This is a genomic window from Micromonospora sp. GCM10011541, from assembly GCF_042650725.1.
GTDB lineage: Bacteria > Actinomycetota > Actinomycetes > Mycobacteriales > Micromonosporaceae > Micromonospora > Micromonospora sicca.
On sequence record NZ_JBHSBP010000081.1, the window covers coordinates 57,536 to 73,102 of the forward strand.

The following is a 15,567-nucleotide window of genomic DNA, read 5'->3' on the forward strand; positions in this document are numbered from 1 at the left end:
GCCGCGCTCCACCTACCAAGCGCGCGGCTGGAGTTCCACGTCGCGAACAAGGCGCAGGCCTGATCAAGACGGCTGTGGCGCCGCGCGGTGTTCCGTCGCTGCTATGCCCGTGAGGGGAAGGGGCTGTCCACAGGCGCGCGCATTGTCCGCAGCTCGAAAGCCGGCCCCTGGCGCGCCTGTCAGCGCGCTGGCGAAGCTGATCTGGTCGGCGAGGTCGCCGCCCGGTTGCTGGGCACGGCCACAGTCTGGTGGAGCAGCCACAGCCGCAGGCCACCGACCACCGGTCCCCGGGCCGGACCATAGGGGGTGGGGATCGGCTGCATGTCCACCCACTAGCAGACGTGACCGCGCAGCCCGCGGGGAAACGTCAGGTTGACCGTGACCGTCGAGCCGGCGGGCGGACCGAAGCATCACGCTCCGACCCCGACCGGCGAGGTCACCGTCACCTTCGGCGGCACCGTGCAGGTCGTACCACTGATGGATGGCAAGGCGGTCGTCGAACTGCGGACCGCCGACCTGCGTCCCGGGACCTACCAGGTCCACGCCGCCTACTCCGGTAACCCGACCTACCGGCCCTACGCCGCCAACTACCAGAAGTTGTGGGTGCGCTAGCCGGCACCGGACGAATTGCCCGAAGCCCCGGCCGAACCGACGCCAGACGATGGTGGCAACGCCGGCGGCGTGCGCGAGCCGGCATAGATCCGTCCGCGGTCGAGCGCGACACCAGTCCGACCGCGGATGCTGGCTGACGGCGCTCAAGACGTCGGGGCGCCGCCCACCGGATCCACATACGCCGCCGGCTACCGCGAGCCCGGTTGGAGGGAGCAGGTTGGGAGCAACGGGCTGCCCTGAACGGCCTTGAACTGCGCCCAACGGCGTCGAACGTTCCTCAACTGCACCCACCCTTTCCTGCGGCTCCACGTTTGTGCAGGTCAGAGTCGGTGCGGCGTCCTGGTTCACACCGGAGTGCTCAACGGTTTTGAACGGACGTCAACTGCTGTCTATCCCGGCTGGTGGGGGAGTGTGAGCAGGTCAGAGCGGTAATGACTGGGTGCGGTGACTGGGCCTTGCGTTGGGAGCAGATTGGGTGCAGATCAGCGAAGTGGTCACCCTTCCGAAGAGCTCTACCGTCCCGGCGCGAGCGGAGCTGCTGACCAGCAGTAACGCCGCGCCTTGACCGCTTGACCTCCCAGTGATGTCCGAAGTGGTCACCTCTCGCTGCTCCCAAGACGGCTAGCGCGGCCCGGTATCTCGGGCCGCTGAGCTTCGCTGCGGCACATTGGGTGGACATCGACGCGCGGCGTTTCGGCTGTCGGTCATGGGCGCGTCAGCCGTGTCGTCATTCGGGACGCAAATCCCATGGGCAACGCTCTGACCAGGCCCGTCGGCTTGGAGACCTCTTCGGCGGACCCGAAGGCGTCAGGACCGGTGGGCTCTCGTTTCAGAGGCGGGCGACGTCCGCACATGCCGATGAGAGGACGCGATTACAGCGGGGCACAGCAGCGCGATGCCCAGCACGATGCCGAGCTCGCCGCTGCTGGACTCCCGCACCAGCAGAGGCGCGGAACATCAACCGCGGGTCGGCGGTCGGCACGGCGAAGTCGCCGTCGCGTGGCTGGGCGCGCTCATCGAATCCGGAGAATCGTCTCCCCTGCGACGTGCCAATCCGTGCTCCCGCCACGGGTGCACCTGCCCGAGTACGCCGTAGACCCGCTCCATCGCGCCGTCCTACAGTTCCCCCATGCGGATCCGGGTCATCGACGCGTTCACCGACCGGCCGTTCGCCGGCAACCCCGCCGCCGTCTGCCTGCTCGACACCGGCGCCTGGCCCGACGAGGCGTGGATGCGTCGGGTCGCCGCCGAGATGAACCTCGAGACCGCCTTCGCCCACCCCCTACCCGAGACCTCCAACGCCGACTGGGCACTGCGCTGGTTCACCCCCGCTGGCGAAGCCAACCTGTGCGGCCACGCCACCCTGGCCACCGCCCATGCCCTGTACAGCGACCACGCAACCCCCAGCACCGTCCGCTTCGCCAGCCCCGGCGGCATCCTGATCGCCAACACCCGCCACGACGGCACCATTACCCTCGACTTCCCGGCCGCGCCTCCCACCGAGGCACCGGCCCCCGACGGCATCGCCGACGCCCTCGGCGCCGAACCCGAAGCCACGTACCGCACCGGCGCCCTCGGCGACCTGCTCGCCGTTGTCGGTGGCGAGGCCACGGTTCGCGCCCTGAGCCCGGACTTCGCCGCCCTGGCCCACCTGACCCGCCGCGAGGTCATCCGCGGCGTCATCGCTACCGCCCCCGCGGCGCACCGGGACGGCGGCTACGACTTCGTCTCCCGCTACTTCGCACCTGCCAATGGCATCCCCGAGGACCCGGTCACCGGCAGCGCCCACACCGCCCTGGCCCCGTACTGGTCGCACCGCCTCGGCCGCGACCGCCTCACCGGGCTGCAGGCTTCCACCCGCACCGGCCTGGTTCACACCGCCGTCCACGGCGACCGTGTCCACCTCACCGGCCACGCCGTCACCGTCCTCGACAGCGTCCTGCACCACACCGCCGGATAGCCAATGGCATTCCAATAACGCCGGCGAGCCGAGCAGACCTGCTCCGCCTCGTCACGTCGTTCATCGGGTCGGTGCCTGGCTGAAGCCGAGCTGCGCTGATCCGCCAGCGTCGCAGCGGCGTGAGGGGCGAATCCGCCCGACAATCAAGCCTTGCCAGAGATCCGCCAGCGCGTGCTCGGCCGTGTTATGGCGTACCGCGGGACGCACGCTCATGCCGCTGAGTGTGCGTGGATCTGCCGATGTCAGTGCACTCGACTTTGACTTCAATCTGGTGCTGTTCCTGTAGGTGCCGACGCGGAAGCCGTCTCGGTGTCGGCAACCGATCGACGAGCGATCCGGGCGGCAGAGAGCCCGTGGGCTGTGCCATCAGAGCTGGCTACCGGCGTTCTTTCAAGCAGAATACGTGGAGCTCCACCGCCCAGACGTCGACTGGTGTGGGCTCTGGCGCATGGTCGTCCGCCATGCACCCCTCGACGTAGGCTTAGTTCAGTTGGAGGGCTCTTCCGTTCCTAATGGCAGTGTCGCTGATGTGACGAAGTAGTGTGGCGTGCTGTGCGGATGACGCCCGAGGTTGACTGGCCGGCTGGCCACCGGCCACGCTCCGTGGGACCCGGCGGCCGCCGGCAGCCGCTACGACGACGAACGAACGTCATTCCTGACGTCCCGAGCCGGTTGGGCATCCGACCTGCCCGGCACGAGCAGCAGGCCGAGGATGATGAGCAGTGTGGCCAGAATGCTGAGGTGGTAGGCGACGTCGCCGGTACGGGTGCTGTTCAGCGTGATGTTCAGCCCGTAGACGGTGCCCAGGAGCGCGAACGATGTCGTCCCCAGCGCAATTCCCCTGCTTTTTGTCCGCCGCGTGAGGACGGTGGTCGCTCCGATCGCCACGACGGCCGCGATGATGGCCTCCGGAGGGGCGGCGCCGGGGAAGGAATCGCTGATGGTGGTGAAGCCGACCGGAATGTCGACCCCGAAATGGACGATGGACACGACGGCGAATGCCGCCGCCGCGAGCGCCATCACTACTCCGGCGGCCGCAGGGGGCCGTCGTCGCCAGTAGTCCATGCGGCTCGACCGGTTGGCGGTCATTTCGCCTCCTCGGGGGACGCGGCGCGGTCCGCCACGGGCCGCCGGCCGGTGGCCAACAGCAGCGCCAACACGAGGACGGCAAGCGCGATCATGACGACATGTAGATCGCGGGCGGCTCCCTGCACTCGGTCCGACGAGAGGCCGAAGGCTATGCCCAGCACCGACATCACCAACGCCACCCAGGACAAGCGGCGACCTCCGGTCAGCCCTGCCGCGAGCAGCACCGCGCTGATGACGGTTTCGCCGGTTCCCGCCTGCCAGATCGAATCGGCGAAGCGCAACGTGGTGAAGCCCAGCCGGACCTCGAGGCCGAAGTTGAACAGCGCGGCGCTGAAGAAGACCGCCGCGTCGAGAAAAAGCACGGTCCGCAGCAGCCTCGCGCTCGAGTCCGAGACCGGTGTAATGGCGTCCATCGGTACCTGCTCCCTTTTCGCGTCCGATCTTGAACCGCATCATGCCCGAACCACCAGGCCCGGTCGTCGGCTCCTGGTAGCAATCCGAACTACGTCCGGGAACGAAGGCGACTGCGCCGGCGGTACGTCACATCGCGTAGGCTCCCGCCGGGCGGTTCCAATCAGCCGTTGACACTATGCCGACGGACCGACGTGGACGAGTCCGTCGACGAGTTCGATGCCGCGCGGCGGGAGGGGCGCTACCTACTGCGAACGTGGTCCACCAGATCGACTGGTCGGTGGAAACCTTCGACCAGGGCCGCCTCGTTCGCAGTCGCGGCATCCCACACCGACGACCATGTCACCAGCACCCGCAACGACCGCCGCGATCAACGATCTGAACCGGCTCTTTGAAGGCGCGTACCACCAGCGACGTATTTCGACATACGTTGGCTGGTGGACGTCGTTGCCGAACGAATCGGCCACGCTGGGCGCCATGCGTTCGAAGCTTGCACGTGTGCTGATTGTGCTCGTCGGTGCGGTTCCGGCGGGCGCATTCGTGTTCCAACCCGGGATCGGAGGAGCGTCGTCCGCGCCAGTGGCGCGAACTACCGGGGGTGTCGTCCGGGGCGTTGCGGAGGCTGACCACGACAGCTTCCGGGGTATTCCCTACGCCGCCCCGCCGGTGGGCGAGCTGCGCTGGCGGGCGCCGCAGGCGCCTGCGTCTTGGACGGGTATCCGCGACGCCACGACGCCCGGTCAGCCTTGCCCGCAGCGAGGCCGGCCTGGGCAGCCACCCGTAGGCAACGAGGACTGCCTGTACTTGAATGTCGTCACGCCCGCCGGCGCCCGCACTGACGCTCGGCTGCCGGTCATGGTGTGGTTGCACGGTGGTGGATTCACCGGTGGGACCGGATCGGACTACGACCCGGCCCGCCTGGTGGAGTCGGGCCGGGTGGTTGTTGTGACGCTCAATTACCGGCTCGGCGCGCTAGGCTTCCTCGACCTCCCGGAACTTGCCGCACACGACCCGTACGCCGGCAACTACGCGCTCGCCGATCAACAGGCGGCGCTGCGATGGATACGGGCCAATGCGCACGCGTTCGGCGGCAATCCGGCAAACGTGACCCTGTTCGGCCAGTCCGCCGGCGGAATCGCCGTCTGCGCCCACCTCGCGGCTCCCTCCTCCACCGGCCTATTCGAGAAGGCCATCGTCCAAAGCGGACCGTGCGGCAACGACCTCATCACCGGCACCGTTGCTCAGCAGCGCGGTACCGTCGTGGCCACCGCGCTCGGGTGTCCACCTGCGGCAGACACGCTGGCGTGCCTGCGCGCAAAGCCCGCCGCGGACCTCGTCCGCACCGGCGTACCGCAAGACTTCACCGCGGCCGGCCTATCCAGCACGAGCTGGGAGTTCGTCGCCGGCACTCCAGCCATACCACAGCAACCGTTGCTTGCCCTGCAAGACGGAACGGCCGTCGCGGTGCCTCTGATCCAGGGCAGCACCCACGACGAGATGCGCCAGACGGTTGCCTCGCTGTTCGACCAGCGTGGTGCACCGCTGACCGCGACGGACTATCCAACCGTGGTCACGCAGCTCTTCGGGGACCAAGCGCCGGGCGTTCTTGCTCGTTACCCCGTCACCGCGTACCCCAGCCCGGGCCTCGCCCTCGCAACCCTTCTCACCGACTGGGGACACGCGGTCGGGGCCTGCCGGGTCCTGCTCGCCGACGACGCCGCCGCCCGGCGCGCGCCGGTATACGCCTATGAGTTCGAACAGGACGGCGGTCGACACGTCGGCGAGTTTCCGCTGGGCGCCACCCACGGCAGCGATTTGCCATACCTGTTCGACGGCACCTTCACGTTCACGCCCGCACCGCCGCCAGACCCGACCCTCTCCGGGCTGATGATTTCCTACTGGACCCGGTTCGCTCGAACCGGCAACCCCAACGTTGATGCAGCGCCATCCTGGCCCCGCTATCACAGCTCAGGTCCGGTGCTCGCGCTCACCGCCGGACATACCGCTCCCGTCGACTTTGTGGCGGACCATCAATGCGCGTTCTGGAACGGATTGCCGTAGCGCGCCGCTCGAGCGCACTCTTCTGCCGCAACCCGCGCGGCATGCAGCGTGACGGCTGGAGCTGCCGTCGCCATCCGGAACTGCCGATGTCAGTGCGCCGAGGGGTGCCTCTCTGGTTGTGCGATAAAGGCCTACGCGAGATCTAACAGGTGCATCTCGCCGCCGCGCACCATCCAGTCGTCCCAGTAGCCGAGCCGACCGCACGCGACACAGCGGCTCGTGATGGCGATCGCCCGGATTCCGTCACCACCGGCGTACAGGGAGTAGCCCACCGCAACGTTGAAGTCCTCTTCGTCGCCATCCCCGTCGCACTCGCAGACCATGACGCCGACCTAGCGTCATCCCAGTACTGGCCGCTGCCCGCAATGAAATGCTGCGCACCGCAGCTGCGACATATGCGCTTCGCTGCGTGCTCCTCAAGATCACCACGAACGCCGAAGACATGTCCGCCGCACGCCGCGCACCTGCACAGTCGCACCTCGTGCACGTCGTATCCCTCAGCGCCTTGCGCCATCGCGTACTCAGTGAGGTCCTCGTGGGTTTCGCCCATCGGCCAGCCGCCCACTTCGCTGATCACCACAGCCGCCATCTCATCATGCGCGGCCTTCGCCTCGACGCGCACGCTCATGCCGCAGACGCGGGGGTCGGCACCAACTGCCGCTTGGTAAGCACCAGCGCCGACTACGTTCGGTAACGGGAGTAGCGACAGCCAGCCGGTGGCGGGGCCAGTTATGGCCGTCCCGGTGGAGCCCATCTCGTCCGTCATAAGCCAGTCGGGATCTCCACTGGCACCAGGGCCCCCAACCTACGGCCTGGAGCCGGTCCCCGCAGCGTCCCTCATGATTAGGGAATAGCGCAGGAATCGAATAGGTGTACTCCACCCGTGGTCGACGCGGACTGCGACACACGGCCAAAGCGGGCCACGTTCCCGTGACTCGCCCCGGTTGGTCCGCGCAGCGGACTACGGCGGCGCCAGGTACGGGCCGGCTTCCGGCTCGGGTCGCTGGGCCCGATGTCGGACAGGACCACGATGCCGTCCTCGTCGCTCAGCGACCTGCCGCTACCCGCGCTTCAACCCGTGTCCTGACCCCGGCTCAGGTCCGCACCCTGAAGAACCTGCTCGCCGGCTGCCCGCTTTCACCAGCACAAGGGTCCCACGAGACCGCCTTGCCCCACCGCTCTGCGGTGCCGTCGGTGAACACGGGCCGCCGGAGTGTACGCTGCATGCATTCAGGAGGGACGATGGCAGATAGCACCGACCGCACGAAGCGGATGACCATGGACACCCGCCCGGATCACACATTTGGCGAACGCGGACAGAAGCTGGCACCCGGAGCAACCCCGGCACAGCCGGCGACGTCGCGTCCGAAACCGCCGCCCCCCGACTCCGGGGCCAAGGTCACCAAAGAGGAATAGTTGATCCCGACGTCGGCGATTGGGCTGGTGCTGTTCGTCACGCTACTTTCTCCCGGACTCGCGTACGTCCTGCGGCACGAGCAGGTCGTCCCAGCGCAGTCGCTCTCGGCGTTCCGTGAGACGTTGCGCGTCGTCTTCATGAGCGTCGTCTGCCTGACCGCGACGGGACTGCTGTTCGCAGTGTTGCGTTTTTTCTTGCCCAGGCACACGCCCAACGTGCGCGGGTTGATCCGGGACCCGAACCGACTTTGCGCGCGAGCATCACGTTCAGCTGGCGTGGTGGGCGCTTGGGCTGCTTGCATTCGCCACGCTGCTCGGCGCCCTGGCAGCCGACCCGCGCGCCGTGGCGGCGCTCCAGAGGGCTAAAGCCAAAAAGTGGTACAAGCGACTCACCGGCTACAGCCAGACGACCATCCTCGATGTCTCCGCCTGGTACCGAACGATTGAGCTACACCGGCACGACGCCGAGGTGCTGGTCGTTGGGGCGCAGCTCGACAGCGGCGCCTACGTGCAGGGAGATCTCTTCACGTACAGCGTTGCCAGCAGGGAAGACGAGCACAGGGACCTCGTCCTCACGGCCCCGATCGAGCTCCGCACCGCTGATGGTGTGACCCACACGCTCGATGTGAAGTACAGCGTCATCTCAGCACGGCACATCGTTCGACTCGACGTAACCCCCGTGCAGCCAGAGCCCGCCGACGAACCCAAGGGCTAGGGCCTGGTTCGTATATCCGGTCGAGTCGTGCCGGGCCAGGCGGGGCGGGAACAAGGCGCTTGGCCCCCGGCTCAGTGTCACACCGTTCCTCTAGCCTCTAGCGCGTGACCGACACGTTGCTTCGCTCGCTGCGCGAGCGCCTGCTCGATGAGTCGGAGCCGCTCGCTGGGATGCTCCGTAAATGCCTGCTGCTCGGCGCTGAGACCGGTTCGGAGGCGCTGCGAGATTGGGCGCGCAAGGAGCTCAATGGGTACGGCAGCGAGGACGAGGTCCCGAAGTACCGCAAGGTTGGCGGTCCACCGATCGCGATGGACTCAATTAGCGGGTACACGTTGGCCAAGAATCAGATCATTGCCCGACACCAGCTGCCGCGTGAAGCCTGGGAGTAGGTGCCGGACGAGTTTTCGTTCAAGCAGCCGATCGAGGAGTTGGAGCAGCTCGCCGGGCAGAAGCAGCTGTCCTTCGCGTCACCCGGGCTGGCCTACGCCCAGACCATCTGGAACGGCCAGCTCGATGAGTTCCAGAGCATTATCAACCTGTACTACGTCATGAGCGGCACGGTGCTCGCGGGTGTCCTCGGCCAGATCCGCACTAAGCTCGTTGACCTTGTCGCGGACCTCACCGCCGACACGCCGTTGTCCGAGCTACCCAAGAAGGATCAGGTCGACGCCGCAGTGAGCCACCGTATCGGGGATGTCTACAACACGACGATCCAGACAACCAACGGGCCCGTCGCAATCGGCGCCAAGGCGAAGGCCAGCACGGAGGGCTTGACCGTCGAGGACGCGCTTCGGCTGCTCGATGAGGTGCAGCGGACGGCAGCGGACGTCGCGGACACCCAGCGGGGCGAGCTTCTCGATGCCCTGGCCGAGCTCCGCGCCAGTGTCGAGAGCGACGAGCCCGACACCGGCGAAGTAGTGAAGAAGGTCGGCAAGCTGCGCGCGATTGTCGACCAGCTCGGTGTTGCCTCGGTGTCCGCCGCCACTGGTGGTGCCGTTCAGGCCCTTGCCGAACTGGCCCTCAACGGCGCATTCGGCTGAAACAGCCCCTAGAGATCGGTGTCGTACCGTGCGCCCTGCCGCTTGAACCGCTACCGCACATCAACGACGTGTTCGGCAGCCAGCTGCATTTCGGCGCCGGCCGCCGTCAGCAGCTCGCCCGGCGGCCCACTGATGCCATGGGGTCGGCCATGGCGACGCCTGCTTGCATGCGCAGCAAACGCCTGCGGCCGGAGTCCAGCACCAGTGCGCGAATCTGCTGCAAACTCAAGATCAAGTGATCGGACATGCCGCCGTCCGTGCGCGCTGGCCAATCGACGCAGTCACGATCGGTAGCCAAACCCTGAGTCGAGCGGACATCCTAAACTGCCGAGAACAGTGCACCCAGAAACTGGTTGTCGCCGCGGACAGGCTGCGGCAGGATGCCGACCGTGGCGCGGATATATTTGGTGCAGCATGCGGAGAAGTTGCCCGATGCGGGGGATCCGGGATTGACAGCCCTCGGGCGGAGTCAGGCAGCAGTCACCGGGCGTTGGTTGAGCCACGCGGGACTGGGCGCGGTGTACACCAGCCCTCTGCTTCGGGCCCGGCAGACGGCCCAGTGCGTCGCGGGTGCCGCTGGTGGCTTGTCAGTCCACATCGATCACCGGTTGCGGGAACGGATGAACTGGGACGGCAACCAGCCGATTCCAGAGTTCCTACAGGACTGGTCGCGGGCGACCCTCGATCGCGAATTCGTGCCCCGTTCCGGCGACTCGTCCCGCCAGGCCGCCCAGCGGATGATGTCGTTCCTGGCTGAACGGGCGCACGGGCCTGTGCCGATCGCGGTCGTCACCCACGGGGGTATCACGGTAGATGTCCTTCGTACGCTGCTCGGAGATGAGGGCGTGGCGACCGAACTCATGACCCGGGGCGTCCCCTCGTGTGCGATCACGACCCTGGACTCACTGAAAGTCGTCAGCATCGCCTGGACCGACCATCTGCCAGCCGACTCGGAGCTTCTCGGTGCCGTCGATCCCCGCCGACCGCCTGCCAGCGCCTAGAAGCGAGCCAAGATTGGGTCCCGCGCGCATTTGCCGCAGACAACGCGCGGTTAGTACTTGCTCCCGCCGCGCCCGGATCACTCTGCGTCACGCACTGTAGTCGACGTCAGTAACGCGATGAACTCGTCTTTGGCGCCGGGCTGGAGCTGGAGGTTAAACGCCAAGCTTAGGCCCTGTTTCATAAGCCGGGTCGGAGCCATTCGTTGATGGTGGCGATGTGCACGGTGGCGTGGTAGCGGACGGCGAGTTTGTCGTAGCGGGTGGCTAGTGCTCGGTTGCGTTTGAGCTGGTTGATGCCGCACTCGACGGCATGGCGTTGCCGGTAGGTGCCGGGGTCGAAGGTCGGTGGCCGGCCGCCTTTCGAGCCCTTCCTGCGTCGGCTCGCCGCCTGGTCGATCTTGATGGGGATGGTCGCCGCGATCCCTCGACGGACCAGGTGCTGCCGGTTGGCGCGGGAACTGTAGGCCTTGTCTGCCAGGACCCGATCTGGTCGTGTGCGGGGCCGGCCACCGCCGACCCTGGGGATCCGGATGCCGGCCAGCACGGGGACGAATTGCGGGCTGTCGCCGCGGTGTCCGGCGGTGAGCACCGTCGACAACGGCTTACGGCCCTGTTCACAGGCCAGGTGAAGCTTGGTGGTCAACCCACCTCGTGACCGTCCCAGGGCATGGTCGTCGGGTTCGTCATCGACACCGCCGGGCGACTCGACCTGCAACTGGCCATGGTTGCGGGCGCCGGCGGCGTGCTGGTGAGCGCGGGCGCTGGTGGAGTCGACGCTGACGTCCCACGTGATCATTCCCGCCGCGTCGGCCCGGGTCTGCAACCCGCTGACCACCTCCCGCCACACTCCGGCCCGCTGCCACCTGCGGAACAGCCCATAGACGGTCTGCCAGGGCCCATACAGCGCCGGCACGTCCCGCCACGGCGAGCCGACCCGGGTGCGCCACCGGATCCCGTCGATCAACTGCCGTCTGCTCCACTTCGGCGGACGTCCTGACCCACGCGGGCCGCCAGCGCCGCCGGCCCGGCCCGCCTCGCCGAGCTGCGCGCCGGCCTCGACGACCTCGCCGACAAGGTCGGCCGGCCCGCCCTGCGCGCGTTCCTGGTCGCCGCGCGCGACCGCTCCGACCGTCGGGACAATCAGCGCGACTGGCAGCGCATGCTTGACCTCCTCGACGGCCGCCCGATTGCGGATGCCAGGGGTATCGACTGCCTCGCAAGCAAGCTGCGCCGCTCCGCCGTGCACATCACGCAGCGGCCGACCGCCGCCGCCTGACACAACCACCCGGCAACCGTGCGACCAGGTAGACGCCTACGTAGCCGGCCTACCTATCGCTGACTAGCGGGCATGCCGCAGGGTAGGCACGGTCGATTTCATCCGCACGACGATTGCGCGGGCCAAAGCGTTGATCTACGGTTCGCACGTGACGAACCAGGGACGCGTGGTAGGTGGCCGCCTGACCGGCGAAAGCGTTGAGTCAGGCCAGGGCGGACTCGTCATCTCGCACCCGTACAACCCCTTCAAGCGGTACAAGCTCAACGCCGAGACCGTGCTCGAGTGGGAGGAACTTCCGGGCAACGAAGGTGTCGTCGGCGCCATGGGCCGGGCTGCCGCGACGGCTGCTCTGCCCGGGAGGATCGGCAAGGCTGTCGGCGCCAGCCTCGGGGCTGCCATGAAGCCCCCGCGGATAGTCCGCGTGAACTGGGCCGACGGCGATCAGTCCGTCCTCGAGTTGCCGGAGAAGCTGTTCACGGTCTTCTCCGTATTGCTCCAGGGCCGGCAGGTCGTCACCGAAGCCTCCGCGCAGGCCAAGTCTTCGGAGCTTCAGGCGCAGCCCGGCGTGACCGACAAGATCTTGGACCTCGCCTCCTCGGTGATCCAGCGAGGCACGCCGGGGACGCCGGCCGTGGCCGCGGCTCAGCCGGATGTCGTTGGGCAGATTGAAAAGCTCGCCTCGCTCCACGACGCCGGCATCCTCACGGATGAGGAGTTCGCGGCGAAGAAGGCTGAGCTGCTCGGGCGCCTCTGACACTCGAGCAAGCCAGTCTTCGCTCCGATCACCGAACGCGGACGGACCGCTCAAGATGGAGATCCGCCGTAGCAGTACTAACGGCCCTCCTCGGCTGCGCCGGGCGTCGACTCCGCCGCCGGGCGGGCGTGTCCCACGCATGACCCGCCCGGCCGGTCGCTGACCGCCCGCCCCGGTATGCCGACACGCCCCCGGCCGGCTGTTCGCCGCCCCGCCACTGTCCGCCCCACCCCCACCCCGGCCCGCTGTCAACGCCCCGCCCGGTGCGCGATCGTGCGCTCGTGCGCGACAGCAGCACAGCAGCACAGCAGCACAGCGAAACAGCACAGCCACGCGTACGCGCTGGTTACGACTCAGACGTTGAGCGCAAGCGCGCGTGCAACTCAGCGAACGATGCTCAGACCTCAGCAGCAGAGAGCAAAGCAGCACCGCAACGATCATCGATTGACTGAACAGTCGCGAGCAACGAACGCAACGCAAGCACGACGAACGCGCGCCGATCGATGGGCAAGATCATAGATGTGCGCGGCTGAGGGTGGACCCTCTCGACGCTGGCAGCTTCCCCGGTCGGTATACCAGCAGCCACCGCGTACGGGTCTAGGACTTTGAAGATCATCTTTGGAAGGAGCGCCAGACGTGCGCGGCGCCCGCATCATCCCGCCCGGAGCGACCGACCCCGGTCCGTACACGGGTGGCCTGCCCGCCATCGTCTGTTCACGGTGCCTCACGCGCCGCGTGTGGACGGACTACCGACGTACCGCGACGACCGGCCGCCGTCCGGTGTGCGCATGGTGCGATAACGCGCTGGACGCTGCCGGCCGTGACGTGCGCAACCGGCCCGGCCCGCTCGGACCGTCCAAGTGACCGCCCCGGCCGCCCGGCAGGCTCGCACCCGGCACGGTGGCCCCCGGCGGAGCTAGGACTGCGCAACGATGAAGTAGACGGCCACGCTCACCGCCACGAGTTCCTCGCCTGCTCGCGCCTGGACTCCAACAGCGCCAACAGGCGGGCTGTCGAGTACTGTCCGCTCCCGGTGGACTGAGCGGCCGTATTAGCTTCGGTAACAGCGGCCGCCTTCCTCGCCTGCTCGCGCCTGGACTCCAACAGCGCCAACAGGCGGGCTGTCGAGTACTGTCCGCTCCCGGTGGACTGAGCGGCCGTATTAGCTTCGGTAACAGCGGCCGCCTTCCTCGCCTGCTCGCGCCTCAACGCCAACACCATGAGGAGCCGCGAGACCTGTCCGCTCCCGGTGGACCGAGCGGCCGTCTTGCCGCTAGCTTTGGCGGCGGCGAGTCGATTCGCCTCCCTGATCGCACGGTTCTCCCGGTTGACCCGGCTCCAATTCATCTTTGTCACTATTGGCCTTCCCTACTGCGGTCAGGTCATCCGGCATGGCACGTTATTTCATACCGGCTTCGCGGCGCCAACAAAAGGCCCGCCCTAGACGAGTAATTCCTAACTCGGATGGGGCTGCGGACGCAGCGAAGGGTGTTGATGATCCGTTTGTGACGACAGACATCAACACCCTTCTCACCGCACTGTACGTGAAGATCGACGACTGGCTCGGGCGGCCTGCCCGCGTCGGACGCCCGCCGAAGCTGACCGACGCCGAGCTGCTGACCCTGGCCGTGGCGCAGGTGTTGCTCGGGGTGCGCTCCGAGGCCCGCTGGCTTCGATTCGTCCCGGCGCATCTGCCCGGGGCGTTTCCCTACCTGCCACGCCAGTCCGGCTACAACAAGCGGCTACGCGCGGCGCTGCCCTTGCTCAAAAAAGCGATCCGGGCGGTGGCTGCCGACACCGACTTGTGGACCGACGGGGTGTGGCTGGTCGACTCCACCCCGGTCGAATGCGCCCGTTCCCGACCTACCGTCAAACGCTCCCAGCTGGCCGGTTGGGCCGGCTACAGCTACTGCGCCTCCCACTCACGCTGGTTCTGGGGACTGCGGCTGCACCTGATCTGCACCCCTGCCGGCCTGCCGATCACCTGGGCCCTGACCAACCCGAAGCTGGACGAACGGCAGGTCCTGACCGCCGTACTCGAACACGACCCGCACCTGATGGCCGACCGTCCCGGCCTGTTGATCATCGCGGACAAAGGCTACGTCTCCGCCGAATTGGACCGCTGGCTGGCCGAACACGGAGTGCGGCTGCTGCGCCCGTCATACCGCAACCGCACTCCACGCCCCGATGAACACCTACTCAAACCCATCCGGCAGCTCATCGAGTCGGTCAACCACACCCTCAAAGGTCAACTCGACCTCGAACGACACGGCGGCCGCAGCATCGAAGGCGTCGGCGCCCGCATAGCCCAACGCCTCCTGGCCCTGACCGCCGCCATCTGGCACAACCGCGCTACCGGCCAACCCATCACCCGATCCCTCATCGCCTACGACCACTAACCACCAGGGATAGGAATTACTCGTCTAGGTGAGGACGCCGCCGCATGTCCCCACCACACAGCAGCCGAACGCCACACGCCCCGCCCAGCCGGGTTGAGCGGGCGCACCCCACTGGAGCAAACGGCGGGGCGCTCACGACCCCCTCACCAGCCCAGTACCGCTGTACCGCCGCTGACCCGCGATGTGAGCGCAACGAACGCCTGACCGTGAGCGCTTGCGAGCCGCTGTGAGAACCGGGGGCGTTCGTCAGAGCACACAACCGCCGGTTTGAGGGTGTCAGCGCACTAACCGCGCGGCGCGGAGCCGACATCCAAATGCGCGAGCACACGCCGCAGCACCACCACGACCCCGCCCACCCCGTCGACCCGCATGTCGACCCGACCCTCATCGACCTGGTGGCCGGTGACCCGCCGGTCCCGATCACCGTGTGGCGCACCGCCCGCACCGACGCCGACACCGGCCGCGCGATCGGAGCCCGGCTGGCCTACCGGCTCGTGGCCGCCTACAGCCGCCCCAGCGACGCGGTCATCGACCTCACCACCGACCACGCCCTCACCAGCGCCTGCACCACGGGCGGGCGCCGACACCACCCCGGTTGGTTCACCGACGCGTCAAGCCTGATCATCGGCCCGCCGACCCGCACCGCCCCGGCCGCCCAGCCCGACAACGGCGACCTGCCGGACACGGGCACCTGGTTCGGTGACGACCTCACCGACGCCCACCTGCCCCCGTCCAGCAACCCGGCTGTCCCTGTGCCCGACGGCGCGTCCCTGGCGGAGGCGACCAGCCTGGTCGTGGCCTGCTGGCCCCTCGACCCCGCCGACACCACCAAC

The 15,567-nt window shown here is 67.8% G+C and carries 13 protein-coding genes and 3 pseudogenes; 12 read left to right on the forward strand and 4 right to left on the reverse strand.

The features are described 5' to 3' along the window. Positions 1-372: 372 nt before the first annotated feature. The gene (locus tag ACFOYX_RS29720) at positions 373-612 is read left to right on the forward strand and encodes an Ig-like domain-containing protein (protein WP_322443550.1); all 240 of its coding nucleotides are present in this window, start codon (positions 373-375) and stop codon (positions 610-612) included. Between the two features lie 1,129 nt (positions 613-1,741). Further along, positions 1,742-2,572, forward strand: coding sequence for a PhzF family phenazine biosynthesis protein (locus ACFOYX_RS29725; protein ID WP_322443549.1), 831 nt, complete (start codon positions 1,742-1,744; stop codon positions 2,570-2,572). 630 nt (positions 2,573-3,202) lie between these two features. On the opposite strand, the gene ACFOYX_RS29730 is transcribed toward ACFOYX_RS29725, so the two are convergent. Beyond that, complete coding sequence (locus tag ACFOYX_RS29730; RefSeq protein ID WP_322443548.1) at positions 3,203-3,661, reverse strand: hypothetical protein; 459 nt, start codon at positions 3,659-3,661, stop codon at positions 3,203-3,205. Continuing rightward, positions 3,658-4,074 carry a hypothetical protein gene (locus ACFOYX_RS29735; RefSeq protein ID WP_322443547.1) on the reverse strand — a complete coding sequence of 139 codons (417 nt, stop codon included), beginning with the start codon at positions 4,072-4,074 and terminating at the stop codon, positions 3,658-3,660. Before ACFOYX_RS29735 ends, ACFOYX_RS29730 begins: the two co-directional genes overlap by 4 nt. Positions 4,075-4,411: 337 nt before the next feature. Here ACFOYX_RS29735 and ACFOYX_RS29740 point away from each other — a divergent pair, with 337 nt between their 5' ends. Further along, complete coding sequence (locus ACFOYX_RS29740; protein ID WP_322443546.1) at positions 4,412-6,133, forward strand: carboxylesterase family protein; 1,722 nt, start codon at positions 4,412-4,414, stop codon at positions 6,131-6,133. Positions 6,134-6,264: 131 nt separating this feature from the next. Here ACFOYX_RS29740 and ACFOYX_RS29745 read toward each other — a convergent pair whose 3' ends face one another. After that, a complete protein-coding gene (locus ACFOYX_RS29745) occupies positions 6,265-6,456 on the reverse strand; it encodes a hypothetical protein (protein ID WP_322443545.1) in 192 nt (63 codons plus the stop codon). 86 nt (positions 6,457-6,542) lie between these two features. Between ACFOYX_RS29745 and ACFOYX_RS29750 the strand changes: the two genes are divergently transcribed. From ACFOYX_RS29750 to ACFOYX_RS29775, 6 genes and pseudogenes are all read left to right on the forward strand, one after another. Further along, on the forward strand, positions 6,543-6,827 hold the full coding sequence (locus ACFOYX_RS29750) for a hypothetical protein (RefSeq protein ID WP_322443544.1): 285 nt from the start codon (positions 6,543-6,545) through the stop codon (positions 6,825-6,827). Between the two features lie 722 nt (positions 6,828-7,549). Then, positions 7,550-7,915: a DUF6338 family protein gene (locus ACFOYX_RS29755; RefSeq protein WP_369292983.1), complete on the forward strand. Its 366-nt coding sequence runs from the start codon at positions 7,550-7,552 to the stop codon at positions 7,913-7,915. Then, a pseudogene (locus ACFOYX_RS29760) lies at positions 7,812-8,264 on the forward strand (DUF6338 family protein); the annotation flags it as partial. The gene ACFOYX_RS29755 and the pseudogene ACFOYX_RS29760, both read left to right, overlap by 104 nt. Positions 8,265-8,368: 104 nt before the next feature. Next, positions 8,369-9,304, forward strand: a pseudogene (locus ACFOYX_RS29765) (hypothetical protein). 68 nt (positions 9,305-9,372) lie between these two features. Then, positions 9,373-9,543, forward strand: coding sequence for a hypothetical protein (locus tag ACFOYX_RS29770; RefSeq protein ID WP_322443543.1), 171 nt, complete (start codon positions 9,373-9,375; stop codon positions 9,541-9,543). A 141-nt stretch (positions 9,544-9,684) separates the two neighbouring features. Then, complete coding sequence (locus ACFOYX_RS29775; RefSeq protein ID WP_322443542.1) at positions 9,685-10,305, forward strand: histidine phosphatase family protein; 621 nt, start codon at positions 9,685-9,687, stop codon at positions 10,303-10,305. A 178-nt stretch (positions 10,306-10,483) separates the two neighbouring features. Here ACFOYX_RS29775 and ACFOYX_RS29780 read toward each other — a convergent pair whose 3' ends face one another. Further along, a complete protein-coding gene (locus tag ACFOYX_RS29780) occupies positions 10,484-11,590 on the reverse strand; it encodes an IS5 family transposase (protein WP_322443541.1) in 1,107 nt (368 codons plus the stop codon). Between the two features lie 139 nt (positions 11,591-11,729). Between ACFOYX_RS29780 and ACFOYX_RS29785 the strand changes: the two genes are divergently transcribed. From ACFOYX_RS29785 to ACFOYX_RS29795, 3 genes and pseudogenes are all read left to right on the forward strand, one after another. Further along, positions 11,730-12,335, forward strand: coding sequence for an SHOCT domain-containing protein (locus ACFOYX_RS29785; RefSeq protein ID WP_322443540.1), 606 nt, complete (start codon positions 11,730-11,732; stop codon positions 12,333-12,335). A 1,505-nt stretch (positions 12,336-13,840) separates the two neighbouring features. Beyond that, entirely contained in the window at positions 13,841-14,734 is an 894-nt protein-coding gene (locus tag ACFOYX_RS29790; RefSeq protein WP_322443564.1) for an IS982 family transposase, read from the forward strand. A gap of 314 nt (positions 14,735-15,048) precedes the next feature. Further along, positions 15,049-15,567: pseudogene (locus ACFOYX_RS29795) on the forward strand (hypothetical protein); the annotation flags it as partial.